Source organism: Paenibacillus beijingensis (assembly GCF_000961095.1).
Classification (GTDB): Bacteria; Bacillota; Bacilli; order Paenibacillales; family Paenibacillaceae; genus Paenibacillus_O; species Paenibacillus_O beijingensis.
The window spans coordinates 1,188,358-1,210,486 of sequence record NZ_CP011058.1 but is presented as its reverse complement, the minus strand read 5'-3'; the positions used below and the strand labels follow the sequence as shown (position 1 = coordinate 1,210,486).

The window sequence follows — 22,129 nt, the reverse complement described above, 5'->3', positions numbered from 1 at the left end:
ATGGGAAACAAAAGCTCGCAAAATGCGATGGAAGACCACGCTTTAGAATCGGTTCCGCAATCCGAACGGAAGGGCTGGCTTAGTCTTACCTGGAATACAGCCGGAATCGTCACCTCTTTGATTCAATTATTTTTCGGTGTACTTGTTACATTTACCGCCGGTATCAAAATAGGGTTGACGGCAGGTGTACTCGTAACGATTATCGGCGGATTACTTGGATGGGCGGTTGGACACATCGCTTTTAAATCGGGGCTGTCCAGTACGGTGATGTCCCGAGTCTTTGGATTTGGCAGCAAAGGGTCCATTCTTACTTCAGCTTTATTTGGTTTTATGATTCTTGGATTTTTGGCTTTGGAAAATGCGCTTCTATACAAAGGGTTTTTGTTCTATTTCGATTTAAAGGATACCTTGAGATACCTTGATCTCCAAAATATTAATATACGGAATTTTAACAGCGTTTTGGATTATTCTTACCAGCTTCGGTTTTCAGCTTGTAGCCAAGGTATCCTCGATAACGCTCGTCTTATTTATGGGAGTTCTTGTTTATATGCTGCTCGATATTATTCTTTCTTCCGGGCAATCTTGGCGTTCGGTTTTATCCTATGGCGCCCAATTCCCCCCTGAAGTTTTGGCATCCATGCATGCCGACACAAACTTAGGTAAGCTGATCTTTGCTATTAATGTTTTAATTGGTTCGGCTGGCGCTCTGGCATTAGTCGATGCAGATATCGGGAGATATGCCAGAAGATCCAGAGACATTGGTATAGCCGCTTTCCTTGGCAATGTGGCCATGGATATTGGCATGCTGCTTATCGGTGGAATTATTATGTTTGCAGGGATGCCCCGATTAATCGAATACTATATGAATACGCAAGGGATGAGTATGTCGGAAGCCGCACAAGCCGCTACGCAAAGTCCTAATAGTATTGCTGCTGCATTTATCATCTTCGGAGGCATTACAGGTACGATCCTGATGGTTTTGGCTCAAGGGAAGGCGCAAGTTCTCAATACGTACAGCGGTTCGCTTGCCTTGTCCAATCTGTTTGCTTCATTCAAATGGTATCCAGGCAGATTTGTATTTATTATTATGGCGAATGTGATCGGATTAATCATGCTTTATGGAAGTCTTTTGCAATTGGTTAATGCTTGGATTACATTCCTGGGTGTTGTGACAACCGCCGTCGCGGCGGTCATGATCGCGGATTACTTCATTGTTCGCCCGGTACTCGGTCATCGGAATATGGAAATTTTTCATGCTGAAGCGGTTAATTGGTCGGGTGTGCTTTCGGTTGTGATCGGTGTTTTTCTCGCCCACTATGCTCTGAAGAGCTTTATTCCGATCGAATTTTTCACGTCGATCGTCGTTTCACTGCTGGCCTATCCGATTTTGCGGCTCTATATATTGAAACCGAATTATAGCAGCAGCTCCATACAGAAAGATATTGTATCGTAGTCGTTTCACCAATAAGGAGCCGATGACATTGGCATTACACCCTATAGCAAATTGGAAAGACGATTGGAGAAAAAAACGCGGAGGCATTCCTGGCGTTGAAGGAATTGGAAGCAGGCTGCCAACATGAGAATCATCGTTTACACCTTAATTCCAATATTCTATATTTGGAATTTATTCGTCCATCTTCTTGTTGTCGATATTATTCTGATGATTCTCGCCATTATTTCAATTTTACTGTCTTTAAAGCACATCCAATCTCTTTATTTGGCATCTACAATTGTATTTCTTGGTCTCGGTCTCTTGATCTTCTTAACTTCGCATGTACAGGCATCAGAATGGATTCGTGCGTTCCACCCGATGATGGGAGTGTTGGGAATCTTTCTTGTTCTTCCTTTTATACAAGGCGTTGTTCGTACAGGCCGATTTGACAAAAGCATGAAACGGATCATTGAATTCCGAGCCCTTCATTTGGGTACGATTTACCGCAGAACGTCCTTGAGCACTTATTTATTGTCTATTTTTCTTACGATTGCGACATTACCGATCGGTTATCAAAGTTTCGGAAAAACAACGTCTTCCGTGCTCCAGGATCATGATCACCAACGCTTTTTTTCCAGCTCGATGCTGCGCGCATACAGTCTTGCGTTGTTTTGGAGTCCGGTAGAATTGCTTGTTGTGACGAGTATTGATTACACAGGTGGAAATTATTTGCATATTATGCCGGTCATGCTGCTTCTGGGCCTCGTTTACCTTGTGGCAGACTGGCGGCTGGTAAGGAATAAGGATAATATCCCGTTAGACCCGGTTCCGGAACGCAAACATTTCCGTTCACCAAGAAAAGATTTGATTAAGGTGTGCCAACTGCTTTTGGCGGTTATCATCCTCCTGATTTTAGTTGTTCTTGTGAATGCTCTGCTGAAACAGGGAATGATGATCGCCATCACGATCGTTTTGATCCCGTTTTCACTCTGTTGGAGCTTTTTGCTAAAGAAACTGCCGTTATTTTGGAGAACCATTCAAAAAAATTGGGCGGTAAATATTAAGAAAACAGCTCATTTTCATGCCGTGTTTCTTTCAGCCGGCTTTTTTATTACAATGGCGCAGCAGTCGGATTTATTCGGTTACTTGAGCGGCTTTTTAAAATATCAAATGAATCATATTCCGCTATTTTTCTTTTTTTTGCTTTTATCTTTATTGTTTTGGTTGATGTCATTTTGCGGTTTTCATTCTGTTGTCACCATTATACTGCTTACCCGAATTATATTGCCGTTTTCGCAAGGGATGGAGGATAGCCTTGCGCTGCTTTTCATAGGGACCTCCATTTCATTATTAATGGTCAGTCCTTTTAATATTGCAACCTCTATTATGGCACATCAGTTAAACGCCAGTCCGATAAACATTATTCGTTGGAACTCCAAATTTGCGATATCCTTTATGCTTGGAGTTGTTGTCGTTGCATATGGTTTGACCTTTTTTTGACCGCTAGCATCCTTTCATTCCAGCCTCCCGTTCCGGGAGGTTTTTGTCTTATTCGTAGCGAATAAGTATGTGCGAAGCCGTTAAAAAAGTGACAGTTTCTTTAATTTGTCCTTCGCCATTCGGCTGTTAAATTCGGTCGCTAAATTCTCGTTGACAGAAAATAATGCGGGTGATAACATACCAAGTAATATCTTAGTTAAAACATAGGAATTATTAAAATTGCTTGCCGTAGAAACAGACGATAGATGATCTCTATGGGAAGAAATGGTTTTGAGATCCTATGAAGGGTGGGGTACAACAGGAAGGCGAATAGGAGTCTTTTTTTTTAACCTTCTTGTTTACTTACAGAAAAAAATTTTAATGTTAAAATTGGAGGAGAAAACCGTATGAACCGTCCATTTCGTTCCATCGCCGTTGTATTTACTATGATTGCTGTTTTGCTTGTAACGGCATGCGGCAAGCAATCGTCCGGTTCGGGTGCCGGAGAAGACCAAGTGAAAGAGGTGTCGATCGGGCTTGTCGCGCCGATTACGGGCAACCGTGCGCAGTACGGAAAAAGCTTCAGCAACGCGGCGCAGATGGCTATCGACGACTATAATGCAAAAAATCCGAACGTTAAAGTAAAGCTCGTAAAAGCCGATTCCAAGGACGATCCGAAGGAAGGCGCCAACATCGCCCAAAAGTTTGCCGATGACGATGCGATCCGCGCGGTCGTCGGCGACTTCTCCAGTACGACTTCGATGGCCGGCTCGCCGATCTATCAGCGCTCCGGACTCGTGCAGCTGTCCCCGACGGCTTCGCATCCGGATTTTACGAAAACCGGCGATTTTATTTTCCGCAACGTGGATACGCAGGAAATCGAAGGCGGATTTGTAGCCGACTACGCGAAGGAGCTCGGATACAGCAAGGCTGCCGTCATCTACATTCAGAATGACTGGGGGCTTTCGGCCAAAGACAGCTTTGAGAAGAAGTTTAAAGAGAACGGCGGCGACATTGTCAGCTCCTTGAATTTTAACCCGGATACGAAAGACTTCAACAATATTCTGATTAAAATCAGAGAGCAAAATCCGGACGTTATTTACCTTGGCTCGCCTTACACGGAGTCCGCGCTGATCGCCAAGCAGTCGAGAACGCTCGGCTTGAACGTTCCGGTCATCGGAACCGGCATTCTGTATTCCAAAGAGTTTATTGAATTGGGCGGCACGGCCGTCGAAGGGGCTCATACGTCGAGCTACTTTTTCCCTGAAGACCCGCGTCCGGCCGTCAAAACGTTTGCCGATGCATACAAACAAAAATTCAATGACGAGCCGGACATGTTCGCGGCGCTCGCATACGATTCCGTCAATATGATTCTGGCCGTCATCGAACAAGGGGCGACGGACCGCAAAGGCATCCGCGACGGACTCGCGGGCTTGAAAGATTTCGCCGGCGTTACCGGGAAAACGGCTTTTGACGAAAACCGCAACGTCAATAAGGAATTGACCAAGCTCGAAGTGAAGGACGGTACATTCATTCTGTACAAAAAGGAGTAGTTCCGGTTGTTATTTCAACAAATTATAAACGGTCTTAGCGTCGGGATGATTTATTCCTTAACGGCCATCGGCTTTACCCTTATTTTCGGCGTGCTCGGCCTGGTCAATTTCGCCCACGGTGAAATTTTCATGCTTGGCGCGTTTGTCACCTTCAGTCTGTCGCAATATTTAGGGTGGGGACTCGTCCCCGCCTTTTGCGGCGGCGTAGCGGCCGGAGCGCTGATCGGCATGGCGATGGAAAAAGCGGCGTTCAAGCCGCTGCGCAATACGAAGCATGAGACGACGCTGTTGGCAACGCTTGGGCTTTCCATTTTGCTAAAAGAGTGCGCCACTTTGATCTGGGGTCCGCAAACCCAGTCGATGAGCACGGACATTCCGTTTTTGCAACAGAGCTACGGATTCGGAGATTTCAAATTTTCCGGCATCCAGCTTGTCATATTGCTCGTTTCGGTCGGCCTCATGCTTGGACTTCAGCAGCTGCTCTACCGGACGAGAATCGGGTTCGGCATTCGCGCCATTTCGCAAAACCGCGACGCGGCTTATTTGATGGGCGTCAACGTGGAGAAAACAATCAATTATACGTTTGCGATCGGGTCCGCGCTTGGTGCGACCGCCGGAATATTGGTCGCTTTATATTACAACGCCGTCGATGCCCATATGGGTTATATGCCCGGCATCAAAGCGTTTGTCGCGATGGCGCTCGGCGGTTTGACGAGCGTTCCCGGCGCCGTTATCGGCGGAATCATCCTCGGCATGTCGGAATCGCTGGCCGGCGCCTATATTTCTACCGGGCTGCAGAATGCGATCGCATTCCTGTTTCTAATCCTTTTGCTGGTCGTAAGGCCGAACGGTCTCGGCGGCAGGAAGGGGCGTTCCTGATATGAACATTCGCCGGCTGTCACCGCTAGCTCTGGCAACAGCGGCATTGCTGCTGGCCGCGCTGCTTGTGCCGCTTGCCGTCAGTCCGTACGTTGTAAAAGTGATGATCATGGCGGGCATCTATATCGCGCTCGCCTGCAGCTTAAATATTATTTTCGGTATCGGTGGCATGCTCAATTTGGGCATGGCCGCTTTTTACGGCATCGGCGCCTATACGGCGGCGCTGCTGTCCGTCCACTTTCACCTGCCGTACTTGCTGGCGCTGGCGGCGGGAGCGCTCGTATCGGCTGGAATCGGCTATCTGATCGCCTTCCCGACGATCCGCCTGAGGGGAATCTATTTGGCGGTTACGACGCTTGCCTTCGGCGAAATTGTCAGCCTTATTTTGCTGAACTGGATTTCGGTTACGCGCGGGCCGATGGGAATTACGGGCATCCCGTATCCTTCCTTGTTCGGATTTGAGCTGCGAAGCAACACGAGCCAATATTATTTCCTGCTGGCGCTGCTTATTCCGACGTTATATGCGATGTGGCGGCTCGGTTACTCTTCGTTTGGGATGGCGCTTCGCGCGATCCGGGAAAATGAAGAAGCGGCGCAGACGCTGGGCATCAACGTCAATGCTTATAAAGTGAAGGCTTTTGCCGTCGGCAGCGGGGTGGCCGGCCTGTTCGGCGGATTTTTCGCTTTCCATGCCGCCTATATTAATCCGGGCAATTTCACGTTTGCCGAGTCGATAACGCTGCTGTCGATGGTCGTTTTCGGCGGAATGGGAAGCGTGCCGGGTGTCGTCCTGGGAGCGTTTCTGCTCGCGGTAGCGCCCGACGCGCTGCGCTTTTTGGATCATTACCGGATGATTATTTACGGCGTGCTGCTCTTTTTGATGGTGCTTCTGCGTCCGCAGGGGCTGATCAGTGAAACGGTTTCGCTGAAATGGGCCGCTTGGTCTGGCGGCCGCGCTTCCAAACAAGCGGCGGCTGCCGCCGACATTCACAGCAAGGGAGGGAAATAGGATGCTGCTGGAAACCCGGAACTTAACGAAGCGTTTCGGCGGTCTCACTGCCGTGAACGGCGTAAGTATGCACGTCCGGGAAGGGGAGATTCTCGGATTGATCGGTCCGAACGGCGCCGGGAAGACGACGATGTTCAATCTGCTGACCGGCGTGCAGAAGGCGAGCGAAGGCAGCGTTCATTTCCTTGGCAAAGAAATCACCCGCATTCCCGTTCATTCCATCGCGCTGATGGGGATGGCCCGGACGTTTCAAAACATCAAGCTGTTCGGCTCGCTAAGCGTAATCGATAATGTAAAAATCGCGCTGTATCCGAAATCGCAGCTTCGCATGCTTAATTCGATTTTAAAGACGCCGAAGTACCGGGCGGAAACGAAGCGGATCGAAGACAAAGCCTACGAGCTGCTGTTGCTGTTCGGCCTCGAATCGAAAGCGAATTACCAGGCGGACAGTCTGCCTTACGGGGAGCAGCGCTATTTGGAAATTATCCGGGCGCTGGCTACTGAGCCGAAGCTGCTTATATTGGACGAGCCGGGGGCGGGAATGAACGGGGCGGAATCCGACCGGCTGGTGGAGCATATCCGTACGATCCGGAAGGCCGGACATACCGTTCTGCTGATCGAACATGACATGAACGTCATTATGGAAGTGTGCGACCGCATCTATGTCATCGATTTCGGCGAAAAGATCGCCGAAGGCGTTCCGAGCGAGATCCGTACCCATCCGAAAGTGATTCAAGCCTACTTGGGTGAGGAGGACGATGACGATGCTGGAAATTCGTAATTTAAGCGCCTATTACGGCAATATTTGCGCGTTGCGCGGCATTTCCTTTCAAGTTAACGCGGGCGAAACGGTTGCCCTTATCGGCAACAACGGGGCGGGAAAAACGACAACGGTGCGGACGATCTCGGGGCTGATGAAGCCGCGCGAAGGCGAGATCCGGTTTATGGGCGAGAGAATCGACCATTTAAGGCCGGATCAGATCGTCCGTCTGGGCATTTCCCACTCTCCGGAAGGCCGGAAGGTGTTTCCCGCCATGACCGTTCGCGAAAATTTGGTCATGGGCGCTTATATCCGCAAAGACGCCAAAGAGGTAAAGCGGACGCTTGATTATGTGCTGCATTTGTTTCCGCGTCTGGAGGAGCGGTTCAGCCAATCGGCGGAAACGTTAAGCGGCGGAGAGCAGCAAATGCTGGCCATCGGCCGCGCTCTTATGTCCGAACCGAAGCTGCTCATTCTGGACGAGCCTTCGCTCGGGCTCGCTCCGCTCATCATCAAGCAAATTTTCGAGCTGATTCGGGTCATCCAACAACAGGGCATTACGATTTTGATTATCGAGCAGAACGCGCGTCAGGCGCTTAAAGTGGCACATCGCGGAATCGTGCTGGAAACGGGCCGGATCGCGTTTGAAGAAAACGCGAAGGAAATGCTTCATAACGACCGGGTCCGTCAAGCGTACCTTGGAGAGAAATAAATTTCGCTCCGCACAAATCTAGTTATTTTGGCAGGAGTGTAATCCGATTATGGCATATGTAAAAGAGTGGGATAAATATATCCGGGGCGAAGACGACAGACGTATAGCCGCTCTTGTCGATCTCTTATTGCCGAAGTTTAGGGAAAGAGCCGCGAGGCACGATGCCGAAGGCAGCTTTCCGTTTGAAAATATCGAAGACCTGCGCCGGTCGGGTTTCACGAAGCTTGCCGTGCCGCGGGAATACGGCGGCGAGGAAATCTCGCTTTACCAAATGGTGCTGCTGCAGGAGCGGCTCGCGTACGGGGACGGATCGACCGCCCTTGCCGTAGGCTGGCATATGGGGCTGATGCTCCATTACCGCACGGCGAAGTTTTGGCCGCAGCGGCTGTTCGAATCGTTTTGCCGCGAAGTCGTGGATGGCGGAGCGCTTGTGAACCAGCTCTTCAGCGAGCCGAGCACGGGCAGCCCAAGCCGGGGCGGCGTTCCGGCAACGGAAGCTGAGCGGACGGATGGCGGCTGGCTTGTTACCGGACGGAAAACATACAGCACGCTCAGCCCGGCGCTCCGCCACTTCGTCGTCAAGGCGAAGATTAAGGATGAGAACCGGGTCGGGGACTTCTTGATCCGTGCCCAGCAAGGTGTCCGGGTCGAGGAGACGTGGAATACGCTCGGCATGCGGGCGACCGGAAGCCATGATTTGGTCATGGAGCGCGCGTTCGTGCCGGACGACGAAGTGCTGGAATTTACGGAAATCGGGCAAAAGCCGCAGCGGCTCGATGACGGGGGAGGCTGGCTGCTGCACATTCCGGCCTGCTATCTCGGCATTGCGTTTGCCGCGCGCGATTTTGCGCTGGACTTTGCCCGCAACTACAAGCCCAGCAGCTTGAACTGTCCGATTGCCGATCTGCCGACAATCCGCCACCAGATCGGACTGATGGAAGCCGATCTGCGCGTTGCCCGCAATCAGCTTTATTCGGCTGCGCAGCGCTGGGACAACGACGAAGAGGGACGGGCCGATATGAAATCCGAGCTGGGCCTCGCCAAATATGTCGCCACCAATAACGCGATTCAAATTGTCGACCGGGCGATGCGAATCGTCGGGGGAGCAAGCCTTTCGCGCGCGCTGCCGCTGGAGCGGCTGTACCGTGACGTAAGAGCGGGACTGCACAACCCGCCTGCGGACGATGCCGTGCTTGCCGACCTGGCCAATCAGGCGCTTCTATAAATGCAAGGACTTTTCCTTCCGGCCGCGGTGCCTAAGGAGGAGTCCTTGTTTCGTTTGTTCCTCCCAGACGGGTAAAAAATGGTATAATGCGGTGAAGCTGAAATTATTTATTTATTTTCATTTAAGCGGGGTGCTTGTTCGACATGTCTAACGACCTGATCAAAGAGTCGGCGGAGCTGCAAAAAATCGGGTACCGTCTGCGTGATCTTCGCAACCAGAGAGGGCTGAATCTTCGCGAGCTGGCGGAGCTGACCGGCCTGTCTCCCGGCTATTTGAGCTTGCTGGAAAACGGGAAGGCGATCCCTTCTCTTCAAGTCATGCTTAAACTGAGCGACACGTTCAATAAAAGCTTGCACTATTTCTTCGAATCGAGAAACAGCGAGCAGCAATACTTATTTTTCCCCTATGAAAAACAGTTTACCGTGGGGGGAAGCAACGGGAACCGGCAAATCCGGATTTTGACCCCGGGAGAGCATTTGGAAATTGAGCCGATGCACATTACCCTAGAGCCGGAAATCGGGGCGGAAGCCGGTTTGGCCACGCACGAGGGCTGGGAGTTTTTGTACGTGATCGAAGGGGAAATTACGCTTCATTTGGGCGAGGAAATTATCGTTTGCAAACAAGGCGATTCAATTTGCTATAACGCGATGACACCCCATTTTTCGGAGAATCGAAGCTCGGAGAATGCGGCGGGCATCTGGATCGGCTTCAAAAGAGCATTATCGTAGGCGTCAGCGACGGCGCGGTTAAGCGCATGGTTAATAGAGAGCGCTTCCGCCGCCGTACGCTCGGACGCTCACCGGCTCTCACAGCGCTCAACGGCGCTCACTACGGCTCCCCGTAATTAGGCTTTACTTTCCCCACTCTCCAGATTATAATTATTATTATAAAGTTTCCTGGAGGAAACTTAATTGACCACATCGGAAAGTTTAAGTTCACTAAAGTTATTAAAGCGAAGTGCAATTCTTTCCGATTGGCGATAAAAACTTCCGCTAGACGCGGTCGCTCATCTTCGAATGACTCCGATCGTCGTTTTTCTCAATAAAATCTTGTTCTCATTAAACCATGCTGCTCCTGTACAGGAGCAGCATGTGCTGTTTTAAGGGGTCCAATAATGGGTTTCATTCTCAATAAGAGGAGTGATGACGGTGATGTCAATGTTGCCAGCGGCAGAAAAAACAATGCAAAACAAGGAGATCGGCAAGTCCGATATGAAGCTCTCGAATAAGGAGGAGCATCCGCTCGTTCGTTACGCGGAAGGGCTGGCGGCGCTCGCCAGCGGCCTCTTTATTGCCGCTGCATGGGGGATCGATCACACCTCTCATACGTGGGCGGTCGTGTTATATTCCATCGCTTTTCTCGTAGGCGGATTTGTGAAAGCAAAGGAAGGCCTGCATACGTTAATTGCCGAACGCGATCTCGATGTCAACCTGCTGATGATCGTTGCCGCAATCGGAGCGGCCAGCATCGGTTACTGGACGGAAGGGGCGGTGCTGATCTTTATTTTTTCGCTCAGCGGCGCTTTGGAGAGCTATACGATGGACCGGAGCAGCCGGGACATCTCGGCGCTGATGGACTTGAAGCCGGAAACCGCCGTTCTATATCAGGACGGTGTGGAGACGACGGTTTCCATCCAGCGGCTGAAAGTCGGGGATACGGTTGTCGTTAAGCCGGGGGAGCGGATTCCGGCCGACGGTATCGTGACAGAAGGGGCTTCGGCCGTGAACCAGTCATCCATTACGGGGGAGTCGATCCCGGTCGATAAAGAAGCCGGCGACGAAGTGTTCGCCGGCACGTTAAACGGTCAGGGCGCTTTGTTTATCGAAGTGAGCCGTCCCGGCGAAGCGGCGCTTTTCGCCAAAATCATCCGCCTTGTGCAGGAGGCGCAAAGCGAGAAGCCCGCGTCGCAGCTGTTCGTTGAACGTTTTGAACGTTTGTATGCCAGAATCATCATTTTGGTATCGCTGCTGCTGATTGCACTCCCGCCTTTTCTTTTTCAATGGTCGTGGGAGACGACGCTGTATAAAGCGATGGTATTTCTGGTTGTTGCCTCTCCGTGCGCGCTCGTCGCTTCCATTATGCCGGCCGTGCTGTCGGCCATCTCGAGCAGCGCCAGAAGAGGACTGTTGTTCAAAGGCGGCGCCCATCTGGAGCATTTGGCGCATACGAAGGTGGTCGCCTTCGATAAAACCGGCACGCTTACGACCGGCAAGCCCGAGGTGACCGATCTGATTCCGCTGCAAGGATATGAGGAGACGGAGATGCTGCGCATTGCCGCTTCTCTGGAAAGCTTGTCGGAGCATCCGCTGGCGAAAGCGATCGTGCTGCACGCCCAGGAGCAGGGGCTCGCGCTCACACGTCCCGCCGAATTTTCAACCCGGACGGGCTGGGGTGTCGAGGCCCAAGTAGAAGGCGAAACGTGGAAAATCGGAAAGCCCGCTTTTATGGACTCGAGGCTGGCCGGCGATGAGCTGTCGCAGCTGATCGGCCGTCTCGAGCAGGAAGGCAAGACGGTAACCGTCATGCATAACGAGGCGGGAGCGGCCGGGGTGATCGCGCTGCGCGACACGATCCGGCCGGAGGCGGCGCAGGCGGTCGCGCGGCTGAAGCGGCAGGGCGTCCAGGTGGCAATGCTGACCGGCGATCAGCGGCGCACGGCGGAAACGATCGCGCGCGAAGCGGGCATCGACCTTGTGTTTGCCGAGCTGCTGCCGGAAGACAAGGTGAACCGGATTAAAGACTTGAAGCGGCAATACGGCTCCGTTGCGATGGTGGGCGACGGCATCAACGATGCGCCCGCTCTGGCGACGGCGACGGTCGGAATCGCAATGGGGGCGGCCGGAAGCGACGCGGCGCTCGAAACGGCAAATCTTGTGCTGCTCAACGACGATATCGGAAAAATAGCCGATTCCATTGCGCTCGGCAAGCGGACGATCCGGATCGTCAAACAAAATATCGTCTTTGCGCTCAGCGTCATTCTGCTGCTGATTGCCGCTAATTTTATTGAAGGCATTGCGCTTCCGCTCGGCGTCGTCGGGCATGAAGGAAGCACGATCCTCGTCATTTTGAACGGTCTCCGGTTACTGCGGAACAAACCCGCTGTTTTATCCTCCTAAAACAAGAAGCCGGGCGCCCCCCAAACAAGGGGGGCGCCCGGCTTTTTTCAACATACCGTTTCGCCTATTTAGACATGATTCATCTGCCGCTGTCCCAGTACCGCCGCTTCGTTCGTTGCGGTTGCTTTGCCCAGCGATTTCTGTCTTATTTTCCGATCGTGCTCCATCGCAAGAAAGATGCAAAATGCGCCAACAACAACGAGGATTAAGGTCATAACCGGCAGCAGTAGACTCATCACCACGACTCCTTAAGTCAAGTTAAAATGATAATCATTATCATCATTATACCCGATTGCCGGAAATGTTCAACCTTTTTTTTGATTGTGGATTGATCCTTGATTGAATAACGGAAATTTTCCGTATTTCTGTTAGCGCTAACTACCAAAGGGTGGAAAATTGGAGTAAACTAGAAGAACTAGCGGGAACCGTTTATAGACTCGCCACAAATAACGGCTGACGATTTATTTACCAGGGAAGGGAAGGGACCTCCTCTACGATGAAAGCAAGCTTCGATGATTACGAAGACTGGCTGAAACATGTAATTCTCTCTACGAAGCTGCATATTCCCGCATGCAAAGAAGAGATGGTCTGGCGGCAGCGGTTGTCGAAAATATTAAACGAGGGGTTAAGCGCGAAGCTTACCCTGCTGTGCGCTCCGGCCGGTTACGGGAAGACAACGCTCGTCAGCGGTTGGGCGTACCGATCGGGCGCACTAACGTGCTGGGTATCGCTTGATTCCGGAGACGATCATCCGGTCCGGTTTTGGCAGTACATCGCGGCTGCCATCGATACGGTAGAGCCCGGCTTTTCACAAAAAATGGTTCCTTTTCTAACCGCTCTGCATCCAAATGGGCTGGAGAGTGCCGTTGCAGCGCTAATCAATGAAATCGAACGCATTCGGGAACCGCTTATCCTCGTGCTGGACGACTTTCACGTTATTCGCAATGAAACGATCATCCGCTCGTTCAGCTATTTTATCCATTATTTACCCGCTCATCTGCATCTTTATATGACAAGCCGCACGGAACCGGGATTCCCGTTAGCCCGGCTTGAATGTCAAGGAATGGTTGTTCGCGTGAATGCCGCAGATCTGCGTTTCGACGAGCGGGAAGGGGCACATTTTTACCGGGATTGTATGAACCTGATCCTGTCCGAGCGCGATTCGGCGCTCCTTGTGGAGCGAACCGAAGGATGGATTGCCGCGATGAAGCTGGCCGGCCTTTCGGTTAGAAAATATGAGGATGTACCGGCCTTCATTCGCGTTTTTTCCGGAAATTTGCGTACCATTGATCTTTATTTGTTTGAAGAAATATTCAGTTCGATGAGCGGACCGATGCGGGAATTTGCAATGAAGTGTTCCATTCTTAACCGTATGAACGGCTCCTTATGCAAGGCCGTTACGGATGATGCCGGCAGCGGAGCGATGCTTGAGAAGCTCGCCGCTTCCCAACTGTTTATCGTACCGCTCGATGAGCAGTGTCAGTGGTATCGGTTTCACCAGCTATTCTCCGGTTTTTTGCTGCAAAAGCTGCGACAATCGGATGCAAATGCCGTAAAGCGGTTGTATCAAAAGGCGGAGGAATGGTGCAAGCGTCAAGGCTTGGAGGAGGAAGCGAGCGACTATTGCTTGGCAGACGGCAGAATCCAAACGTCCGGTACGACCGGAAATCCCATCCGTGTATTGTTTGTCGGGGATGACAGCCGCTGGCGGGATCGACTGACCGGTTTGCTGGGCGGCCGCAATCGGATCGGGACGCTGACCTTCGTTTCAAGCATCGAGACCGCTTTTAGCGTTTTGCGCGGGGAGCCGGTGCAAGTTTTGTTGATGGATGCTTATTTGAACGATTGCCGCGATTTTGGATCGGCTGTCATTTTAGACATTACAAGCCGTTTTCCAAACTTGAAAGTGATCGTAATCAGCGCTTCCGAGCATGACGACGAGGCCATGTACGAAGCGTTTTTGAACGGGGCATTCGGCTCCTGTAACGACAACAATATCGGGCAGCTGGCCGATAAGATCGTCCAGGCCGTCCAAGCCGGCGTCTCTCCCGATGGCGATCGCTTGCGAAAGCTGATGGTCGAAAAGAAAAAGCGCTTGATCAACGCCAAAGACATCGAGCTGCTGAACATGATTTTGCAAGGAATGACGCAGCAGGAAATCGCCGAAAAAAACCGGGTCAGCCTGGATGCGGTGAAAAAGCGGATCAAGCGCATTTTGGATAAGCTGAACTGGCATCTCCCGAGCAAGGAATTGGCGCGAAGGTGCAAGCTGCTGGGCCTTTTGGACCCATAATCAAACGATTGCATGCGGTAAGGTGGACATTTCGATGTCCGCTTTTTTCTATTGGGCAGACAAATATGTTTACACTTATCTGTCTGCTGCCGGAGCGATAGAATATTTTTGGGAATAAACGGCAATGGCGAATGGAGGCGAAGGTGGACGGGGCGTAGCGCTAGGAATGTAACGATAAAGGTCATGATTGCGGCTGGATCATCATATTATTGGGAGGGCAAAGAATGAAAAGAAAAATCGTATTGACGGCTGTCGCAGGATTGTTATTTGCTGTACCGACGGTTTTTGCCGAAAAGTCCATCGCATTAAACTTTAACGGAAGCGGTGTTGCGGATCCTAAAGCTTACATAGCCGATAACGGCAGCGCTTATGTGACCGTAGATACATTCGCCGCTTATTATGGAGCGAAAGTGGAATGGAACCCAAAATCGAATGTGCTCAAGCTGAACGGTACGGTTGTTTCCGATACATACGGTGCTCCCGATGCCAAGGGTGGAACCGCTTCGATCCGGGCGCTGACCTATGCGCTGGGCGGTGTTTCTTCCCAGGTCGGGTGGGACCATGAATCCCGCACCGTAAATGCGACCATACTTCCCGAAGGCACAATCATGGTATCACCGGTTGTTCCGCAAATGGGCGAGCATTGGGCCAATCCGAAAGATCTGCCGCTCGGACCGATCTATGGCGTATATAATGGGAAACTCGTCTTTTTGGAATATATGCCTGCCAAAGATCTGGACAAAACGGTACATGACGTTCCCGGCACGCTCGTTCCGACCCCCGCGAAAATCGACCATTTCGATATCGACTGGAATCCGGAAGGCCATGAGGGCTATTTAGTTCCTCATTACGATATGCATCTGTATTACATTTCCCGCGAAGAACAGGACAAAATTATGCCGGCCGGCATGGATAGTATGAGCGGTCACGATCATTAATATCCTGTTTTACAAACGATGAGGGGGATAGCGGGTGGATATTTTATATGACATTTTGCTTATCCTGCATGTAGCAGCCGCCATTGTCGGCATCGGCCCCGCTTTTGTGTTTCCGATTGTGGGAAAATCGGCCAAAACGGGGAGTCAGCTCCGGTTCGTGTTCAGCCTCCTTCAAAAAATAAACAAGTTTCCGAAGACCGGAGGCATCACGTTAATCGTTACCGGGATTTTGCTCATGGTGATCGGCAAAACCGGACTATCGCTGCTGTGGCTGAACCTGTCGCTGTTGCTCTTCATTGTGATCGAGGTCATTATTATCGGATTCGTCGAACCTGGCATGAAAAAAGTCGGGCAGCTTGTAGCAGCCAGCGAAGGCGAGGAAATTCCGGCGGGATATACGGCTTTGACGGGCAAAATTGCGCCTTTGGAAGCGACAGTGCTTGTGCTGACGCTGATCATTGTTGTGCTGATGGTCATCAAGCCAACCATGTGATGTGATGCAACGAGTCGGATGGATTGGCTGGCCAACATAGGTTGCCCCAAGATGGGCTGTTCCATGAGCAGATTTGCCTGCCGGGGACAGCTCATTTGTTACTTTCTTTTTGCGCCGTCCGCAGCTCACTGTGCGCGGTGAAGTGTCGCATGACGGGGTTCGCGACGCATGCAGCCGCGAGTCCCTTAATGCTATCGGTTAAAGTTGCTTCTTATATAGAGAGCGGGAAGAAAACAGAACGCTGTCTTTATTTTGGTCAGCTCTTTTCCATATTTGGAGTAATTAAATAACGAACGGATTAATTCAATGACAGTTAATAAAAACGAATTATTTTATGTACGAAATCTGCGGCTTTAAAAAAGATTTAAAAAAGTTTTTAAAAAACACTTGCGCTTTTGTTGAATCGTGTGTTATATTCTAATTCCGGGCGAGAAAAAAGCCCGAAACAAACGAAACACGGACGAAACAAATTGTTCTTTGAAAACTGAACAACGAGCGAATTAAAGCCAAGTTTTAAATGAGCTAACAAGCTTCGAAATAAAGTTGACTTCGGTCAAAAACTTTTATGGAGAGTTTGATCCTGGCTCAGGACGAACGCTGGCGGCGTGCCTAATACATGCAAGTCGAGCGGACTTGAAGGGAGCTTGCTCCCGGATGGTTAGCGGCGGACGGGTGAGTAACACGTAGGCAACCTGCCTGTAAGACCGGGATAACCTTCGGAAACGAAAGCTAATACCGGATAAGCGGTTCCTTTGCATAGAGGAATCGGGAAAGACGGCGCAAGCTGTCACTTGCAGATGGGCCTGCGGCGCATTAGCTAGTTGGTGGGGTAACGGCTCACCAAGGCGACGATGCGTAGCCGACCTGAGAGGGTGATCGGCCACACTGGGACTGAGACACGGCCCAGACTCCTACGGGAGGCAGCAGTAGGGAATCTTCCGCAATGGACGAAAGTCTGACGGAGCAACGCCGCGTGAGTGAGGAAGGCCTTCGGGTCGTAAAGCTCTGTTGCCAGGGAAGAATGTCGCGGAGAGTAACTGCTCTGCGAATGACGGTACCTGAGAAGAAAGCCCCGGCTAACTACGTGCCAGCAGCCGCGGTAATACGTAGGGGGCAAGCGTTGTCCGGAATTATTGGGCGTAAAGCGCGCGCAGGCGGCTTTGTAAGTCTGGTGTTTAACCCTCGGGCTCAACCTGAGGTCGCATCGGAAACTGCAAGGCTTGAGTGCAGAAGAGGAAAGTGGAATTCCACGTGTAGCGGTGAAATGCGTAGAGATGTGGAGGAACACCAGTGGCGAAGGCGACTTTCTGGGCTGTAACTGACGCTGAGGCGCGAAAGCGTGGGGAGCAAACAGGATTAGATACCCTGGTAGTCCACGCCGTAAACGATGAATGCTAGGTGTTAGGGGTTTCGATACCCTTGGTGCCGAAGTTAACACAGTAAGCATTCCGCCTGGGGAGTACGCTCGCAAGAGTGAAACTCAAAGGAATTGACGGGGACCCGCACAAGCAGTGGAGTATGTGGTTTAATTCGAAGCAACGCGAAGAACCTTACCAGGTCTTGACATCCCCCTGAATCCGCTAGAGATAGCGGCGGCCTTCGGGACAGGGGAGACAGGTGGTGCATGGTTGTCGTCAGCTCGTGTCGTGAGATGTTGGGTTAAGTCCCGCAACGAGCGCAACCCTTAGGTTCAGTTGCCAGCACGTAGTGGTGGGCACTCTGAAACGACTGCCGGTGACAAACCGGAGGAAGGTGGGGATGACGTCAAATCATCATGCCCCTTATGACCTGGGCTACACACGTACTACAATGGCCGGTACAACGGGCCGCGAAGCCGCGAGGCGGAGCCAATCCTATAAAGCCGGTCTCAGTTCGGATTGCAGGCTGCAACTCGCCTGCATGAAGTCGGAATTGCTAGTAATCGCGGATCAGCATGCCGCGGTGAATACGTTCCCGGGTCTTGTACACACCGCCCGTCACACCACGAGAGTTTACAACACCCGAAGTCGGTGGGGTAACCGCAAGGAGCCAGCCGCCGAAGGTGGGGTAGATGATTGGGGTGAAGTCGTAACAAGGTAGCCGTATCGGAAGGTGCGGCTGGATCACCTCCTTTCTATGGAGAATCGTTTCCTGCGATGGAAACATTCAAATACGATGCGAAAGCATCAAAATGTGCGTAAGCACAAACCGGCTTGATTCGCTCGTTGTCAGTTTTGAAAGAGCAATTCCGATGCATTTCGGAACGATCTTTCAAACGCAACATCGTTTGGTGGCGATGGCGGAAGGGAACCACGCGTACCCATCCCGAACACGACCGTTAAGCCTTCCAGCGCCGATGGTACTTGGACCGCAGGGTCCTGGGAGAGTAGGACGTCGCCAAGCGGTGCTTTAAGCACCTTGAGAATCGAATCATGGCAAGCGATTTCCAACATTTTGGTGTTGAAATTGGCATAACGGCCATGATAAGATGATCTTCCTGCCGCGAGAGCGGTCAGGGTTGCACCTTGAAAACTGGATAGCGAAAGAAATGCTGAAACATCCTTTAGCTGTTTTAAATATGCTTTAGGTTGGGCGACATTCCTTCGGGAATGGAGCGAACTTCTGTCCGGTAGGACGGAGGTTGTTCGAATGACAAGCGACTTTTGCAGACGTGTTTCCACCGCGTTAGCGTGTGATCAAAGAAACAGGGCTGCAACGGAGACGTCATCGAATCAACCGGAAAGCTTATGCTTTCGAAGCGACGTTGCGTTGCAACGTTTTAGGTTAAGCTAGTAAGAGCGCACGGAGGATGCCTAGGCGCCAGGAGCCGAAGAAGGACGTGGCGAACGACGAAATGCCTCGGGGAGCCGTAAGCAGGCTTTGATCCGGGGATGTCCGAATGGGGAAACCCGGCTGCGGTAATGCGCAGTCACTCCTGACTGAATCCATAGGTCAGGTTGAGGCATACCAGGGGAACTGAAACATCTAAGTACCCTGAGGAAGAGAAAACAAAAGTGATTCCGTCAGTAGCGGCGAGCGAACGCGGATTAGCCCAAACCAGGAAGCTTGCTTCCTGGGGTTGTGGGACGTCTCACATGGAGTTACAAAGGGATGGGTTAGGTGAAGAGGTCTGGAAAGGCCCGCTAGAAGAGGTAAAAGCCCTGTAGCTAAAAGCTCATCCCCTCCGAGACGGATCCCGAGTACCGCGAGACACGTGAAACCTCGTGGGAATCCGGCAGGACCATCTGCCAAGGCTAAATACTCCCTGGCGACCGATAGTGAAGCAGTACCGTGAGGGAAAGGTGAAAAGCACCCCGGAAGGGGAGTGAAACAGATCCTGAAACCGTGCGCTTACAAGAAGTCAGAGCCCGATCTATGGGTGATGGCGTGCCTTTTGTAGAATGAACCGGCGAGTTACGTTCACGTGCAAGGTTAAGGTGGGAAGCCGTAGCCGCAGCGAAAGCGAGTCTGAATAGGGCGCTTTAGTACGTGGATGTAGACCCGAAACCGGGTGATCTACCCCTGTCCAGGGTGAAGGTGCGGTAACACGCACTGGAGGCCCGAACCCACGAATGTTGAAAAATTCGGGGATGAGGTGGGGGTAGCGGAGAAATTCCAATCGAACCCGGAGATAGCTGGTTCTCCCCGAAATAGCTTTAGGGCTAGCCTCGGTCATTATGCGTCGTGGAGGTAGAGCACTGATTGGGTGCGGGGCCCGCCAAGGGTTACCAAGTCCAGTCAAACTCCGAATGCCATAGACGTAAGACCGGGAGTCAGACGGTGAGTGCTAAGATCCATCGTCAAGAGGGAAACAGCCCAGATCATCAGCTAAGGTCCCCAAGTGTGTGTTAAGTGGGAAAGGATGTGGAGTTGCCCAGACAACCAGGATGTTGGCTTAGAAGCAGCCACCATTGAAAGAGTGCGTAATAGCTCACTGGTCGAGTGACTCTGCGCCGAAAATGTAACGGGGCTAAACACACCACCGAAGCTATGGCATGTACCTTTTAGGTACTTGGGTAGGGGAGCGTTGAATGCGGGTTGAAGTCAGACCGGAAGGACTGGTGGACTGCATTCAAGTGAGAATGCCGGTATGAGTAACGAAAAGATGGGTGAGAATCCCATCCGCCGAAAGCCTAAGGGTTCCTGAGGAAGGCTCGTCCTCTCAGGGTAAGTCGGGACCTAAGGCGAGGCCGAAAGGCGTAGTCGAAGGACAACAGGTTGATATTCCTGTACCACCGTAATCCGCTATGAGCGATGGGGTGACGCAGAAGGGTAGTGACGCGAGCTGATGGAATAGCTCGTCCAAGCAGTGAGGCTGGTTGATAGGTAAATCCGTCAACCGTTAAAGCTGGGCTGTGATGGGGAGGGAAAATTACAGTACCGAAGGTCATGTGCTCCGGCTGCCGAGAAAAGCCTCTAGCCAGGAGAAGGTGCCCGTACCGCAAACCGACACAGGTAGGCGAGCAGAGCATGCTAAGGCGCGCGGAGTAACTCTCGTTAAGGAACTCGGCAAAATGACCCCGTAACTTCGGGAGAAGGGGTGCCTCGGTAGGGTGAATAGCCCGAGGGGGCCGCAGTGAAAAGGCCCAAGCGACTGTTTAGCAAAAACACAGGTCTGTGCGAAGCCGTAAGGCGAAGTATACGGGCTGACGCCTGCCCGGTGCTGGAAGGTTAAGGGGAGCGGTTAGGAGCAATCCGAAGCTGTGAACCGAAGCCCCAGTAAACGGCGGCCGTAACTATAACGGTCCTAAGGTAGCGAAATTCCTTGTCAGGTAAATTCTGACCCGCACGAATGGCGTAACGACTTGGGCGCTGTCTCAACGAGAGATCCGGTGAAATTTTAATACCTGTGAAGATGCAGGTTACCCGCGACAAGACGGAAAGACCCCATGGAGCTTTACTGCAGCTTGATATTGGACTTGGGTACGATCTGTACAGGATAGGTGGGAGCCTAAGAAGCCGGAGCGCCAGCTTCGGTGGAGGCGCCGTTGGGATACCACCCTGATCGTACTTGAGTTCTAACCCGCTACCGTGAAACCGGTAGGGGGACCGTGTCAGGCGGGCAGTTTGACTGGGGCGGTCGCCTCCTAAAATGTAACGGAGGCGCCCCAAGGTTCCCTCAGAATGGTTGGAAATCATTCGCAGAGTGCAAAGGCATAAGGGAGCTTGACTGCGAGACCTACAAGTCGAGCAGGGACGAAAGTCGGGCTTAGTGATCCGGTGGTACCGAATGGAAGGGCCATCGCTCAACGGATAAAAGCTACCCTGGGGATAACAGGCTTATCTCCCCCAAGAGTCCACATCGACGGGGAGGTTTGGCACCTCGATGTCGGCTCATCGCATCCTGGGGCTGAAGTAGGTCCCAAGGGTTGGGCTGTTCGCCCATTAAAGCGGTACGCGAGCTGGGTTCAGAACGTCGTGAGACAGTTCGGTCCCTATCTGTCGTGGGCGTAGGAAATTTGAGAGGAGCTGTCCTTAGTACGAGAGGACCGGGATGGACGTACCGCTGGTGTACCAGTTGTTCCGCCAGGAGCACCGCTGGGTAGCCAAGTACGGACGGGATAAGCGCTGAAAGCATCTAAGCGTGAAGCCCCCCTCAAGATGAGATTTCCCAGTATGTAAGACCCCTGGAAGACGACCAGGTTGATAGGTTCGAGGTGGAAGCGCGGCAACGTGTGCAGCTGACGAATACTAATCGGTCGAGGGCTTATCCTAATGGGTTTTCCAAGTGAGGAAAACCGCAAGGCATATGAATCAGCTAAGGAAGCACAAGCAATCTTTCGCATCCGGTTTTCAGGGTGTAATTTGTTATCCAAAATACCCACAACAGTGGGTTTTGTTATGAGTACGGGCCCTTAGCTCAGCTGGTTAGAGCGCACCCCTGATAAGGGTGAGGTCGGTGGTTCGAGTCCACTAGGGCCCACCATACTTTCCTAAACGGGTTTTGAAGCTTAGGACCGGTAATTTTACGGAGATTCCGCTTCATGACAGGGAAAATAATGGGGCCATAGCTCAGCTGGGAGAGCGCCTGCCTTGCAAGCAGGAGGTCAGGAGTTCGATCCTCCTTGGCTCCACCATTCACCTATTCGTTCCCTGATAGCTCAGTTGGTAGAGCACTCGACTGTTAATCGAGTTGTCACAGGTTCGAGTCCTGTTCGGGGAGCCATTCATTTGGAGAGATACCCAAGTGGCTCAAGGGGACCCTCTGCTAAGGGGTTAGACTGCGCAAGCGGTGCGAGGGTTCGAATCCCTCTCTCTCCG

The 22,129-nt window shown here is 51.8% G+C and carries 15 protein-coding genes, 4 tRNA genes and 3 rRNA genes; 21 read left to right on the top strand and 1 reads right to left on the bottom strand.

Annotated elements, in window-relative coordinates; translation table 11 throughout:
* From VN24_RS27945 to VN24_RS05565, 11 genes are all read left to right on the top strand, one after another.
* Entirely contained in the window at positions 1-624 is a 624-nt protein-coding gene (locus VN24_RS27945) for a purine-cytosine permease family protein (protein WP_202967413.1), read from the top strand.
* Positions 548-1,453, top strand: a complete 906-nt coding sequence (locus VN24_RS27940; RefSeq protein ID WP_202967412.1) for a cytosine permease — start codon at positions 548-550, stop codon at positions 1,451-1,453. The genes VN24_RS27945 and VN24_RS27940 overlap by 77 nt, the downstream gene beginning before the upstream one ends.
* Positions 1,454-1,576: 123 nt before the next feature.
* Complete coding sequence (locus tag VN24_RS05605; protein ID WP_045669584.1) at positions 1,577-2,932, top strand: hypothetical protein; 1,356 nt, start codon at positions 1,577-1,579, stop codon at positions 2,930-2,932.
* A gap of 386 nt (positions 2,933-3,318) precedes the next feature.
* Positions 3,319-4,464, top strand: a complete 1,146-nt coding sequence (locus tag VN24_RS05600; protein WP_052702809.1) for an ABC transporter substrate-binding protein — start codon at positions 3,319-3,321, stop codon at positions 4,462-4,464.
* 6 nt (positions 4,465-4,470) lie between these two features.
* The gene (locus VN24_RS05595; protein WP_052702808.1) at positions 4,471-5,343 is read left to right on the top strand and encodes a branched-chain amino acid ABC transporter permease; all 873 of its coding nucleotides are present in this window, start codon (positions 4,471-4,473) and stop codon (positions 5,341-5,343) included.
* A 1-nt stretch (position 5,344) separates the two neighbouring features.
* Positions 5,345-6,352, top strand: coding sequence for a branched-chain amino acid ABC transporter permease (locus VN24_RS05590; protein WP_052702807.1), 1,008 nt, complete (start codon positions 5,345-5,347; stop codon positions 6,350-6,352).
* A gap of 1 nt (position 6,353) precedes the next feature.
* The gene (locus tag VN24_RS05585) at positions 6,354-7,133 is read left to right on the top strand and encodes an ABC transporter ATP-binding protein (protein ID WP_045669583.1); all 780 of its coding nucleotides are present in this window, start codon (positions 6,354-6,356) and stop codon (positions 7,131-7,133) included.
* Positions 7,117-7,824, top strand: coding sequence for an ABC transporter ATP-binding protein (locus VN24_RS05580; protein WP_082083630.1), 708 nt, complete (start codon positions 7,117-7,119; stop codon positions 7,822-7,824). The genes VN24_RS05585 and VN24_RS05580 overlap by 17 nt, the downstream gene beginning before the upstream one ends.
* 49 nt (positions 7,825-7,873) lie before the next feature.
* Positions 7,874-9,049 (top strand): acyl-CoA dehydrogenase family protein, encoded by a 1,176-nt coding sequence (locus VN24_RS05575; RefSeq protein ID WP_045669581.1) that lies wholly within the window; start codon positions 7,874-7,876, stop codon positions 9,047-9,049.
* A 143-nt stretch (positions 9,050-9,192) separates the two neighbouring features.
* Positions 9,193-9,777, top strand: a complete 585-nt coding sequence (locus VN24_RS05570) for a helix-turn-helix domain-containing protein (protein ID WP_045669580.1) — start codon at positions 9,193-9,195, stop codon at positions 9,775-9,777.
* 483 nt (positions 9,778-10,260) lie between these two features.
* Positions 10,261-12,165, top strand: a complete 1,905-nt coding sequence (locus VN24_RS05565; RefSeq protein WP_238590909.1) for a heavy metal translocating P-type ATPase — start codon at positions 10,261-10,263, stop codon at positions 12,163-12,165.
* 68 nt (positions 12,166-12,233) lie between these two features.
* Here the strand turns inward: VN24_RS05565 and VN24_RS27620 are convergent, their stop codons facing one another.
* Positions 12,234-12,401 (bottom strand): hypothetical protein, encoded by a 168-nt coding sequence (locus tag VN24_RS27620; protein ID WP_158453650.1) that lies wholly within the window; start codon positions 12,399-12,401, stop codon positions 12,234-12,236.
* Positions 12,402-12,661: 260 nt separating this feature from the next.
* Here VN24_RS27620 and VN24_RS26190 point away from each other — a divergent pair, with 260 nt between their 5' ends.
* The 10 genes from VN24_RS26190 (at position 12,662) to VN24_RS05515 (ending at position 22,129) form a co-directional block, all read left to right on the top strand.
* Complete coding sequence (locus tag VN24_RS26190; RefSeq protein WP_052702806.1) at positions 12,662-14,458, top strand: winged helix-turn-helix domain-containing protein; 1,797 nt, start codon at positions 12,662-12,664, stop codon at positions 14,456-14,458.
* Positions 14,459-14,682: 224 nt separating this feature from the next.
* Positions 14,683-15,396 carry a hypothetical protein gene (locus VN24_RS27900; protein ID WP_193790097.1) on the top strand — a complete coding sequence of 238 codons (714 nt, stop codon included), beginning with the start codon at positions 14,683-14,685 and terminating at the stop codon, positions 15,394-15,396.
* A gap of 34 nt (positions 15,397-15,430) precedes the next feature.
* On the top strand, positions 15,431-15,889 hold the full coding sequence (locus VN24_RS05550; protein ID WP_052702805.1) for a DUF2269 family protein: 459 nt from the start codon (positions 15,431-15,433) through the stop codon (positions 15,887-15,889).
* Positions 15,890-16,451: 562 nt separating this feature from the next.
* Positions 16,452-18,002, top strand: a 16S ribosomal RNA gene (locus tag VN24_RS05545).
* 152 nt (positions 18,003-18,154) lie between these two features.
* Positions 18,155-18,271, top strand: a 5S ribosomal RNA gene (gene rrf / locus VN24_RS05540).
* A 379-nt stretch (positions 18,272-18,650) separates the two neighbouring features.
* Positions 18,651-21,583, top strand: a 23S ribosomal RNA gene (locus tag VN24_RS05535).
* The 16S, 23S and 5S rRNA genes sit together here with 4 tRNA genes alongside, the layout of an rRNA operon.
* Positions 21,584-21,717: 134 nt before the next feature.
* Positions 21,718-21,794, top strand: a tRNA-Ile gene (locus VN24_RS05530).
* A gap of 75 nt (positions 21,795-21,869) precedes the next feature.
* A tRNA-Ala gene (locus VN24_RS05525) sits at positions 21,870-21,945 on the top strand.
* A 13-nt stretch (positions 21,946-21,958) separates the two neighbouring features.
* Positions 21,959-22,034: transfer RNA gene (locus VN24_RS05520), tRNA-Asn, on the top strand.
* 7 nt (positions 22,035-22,041) lie between these two features.
* Positions 22,042-22,129: transfer RNA gene (locus tag VN24_RS05515), tRNA-Ser, on the top strand.

Coding starts and splice junctions, on each gene's coding strand:
- VN24_RS05580 (WP_082083630.1), top strand. CDS start 7,117: ATGCTGGAAATTCGTAATTTAAGCGCCTATTACGGCAATATTTGCGCG.
- VN24_RS27940 (WP_202967412.1), top strand. CDS start 548: ATGCTGCTCGATATTATTCTTTCTTCCGGGCAATCTTGGCGTTCGGTT.
- VN24_RS05570 (WP_045669580.1), top strand. CDS start 9,193: ATGTCTAACGACCTGATCAAAGAGTCGGCGGAGCTGCAAAAAATCGGG.
- VN24_RS05590 (WP_052702807.1), top strand. CDS start 5,345: ATGAACATTCGCCGGCTGTCACCGCTAGCTCTGGCAACAGCGGCATTG.
- VN24_RS26190 (WP_052702806.1), top strand. CDS start 12,662: ATGAAAGCAAGCTTCGATGATTACGAAGACTGGCTGAAACATGTAATT.
- VN24_RS05600 (WP_052702809.1), top strand. CDS start 3,319: ATGAACCGTCCATTTCGTTCCATCGCCGTTGTATTTACTATGATTGCT.
- VN24_RS05565 (WP_238590909.1), top strand. CDS start 10,261: ATGAAGCTCTCGAATAAGGAGGAGCATCCGCTCGTTCGTTACGCGGAA.
- VN24_RS27620 (WP_158453650.1), bottom strand. CDS start 12,401: ATGAGTCTACTGCTGCCGGTTATGACCTTAATCCTCGTTGTTGTTGGC.
- VN24_RS05575 (WP_045669581.1), top strand. CDS start 7,874: ATGGCATATGTAAAAGAGTGGGATAAATATATCCGGGGCGAAGACGAC.
- VN24_RS27900 (WP_193790097.1), top strand. CDS start 14,683: ATGAAAAGAAAAATCGTATTGACGGCTGTCGCAGGATTGTTATTTGCT.
- VN24_RS27945 (WP_202967413.1), top strand. CDS start 1: ATGGGAAACAAAAGCTCGCAAAATGCGATGGAAGACCACGCTTTAGAA.
- VN24_RS05585 (WP_045669583.1), top strand. CDS start 6,354: ATGCTGCTGGAAACCCGGAACTTAACGAAGCGTTTCGGCGGTCTCACT.
- VN24_RS05605 (WP_045669584.1), top strand. CDS start 1,577: ATGAGAATCATCGTTTACACCTTAATTCCAATATTCTATATTTGGAAT.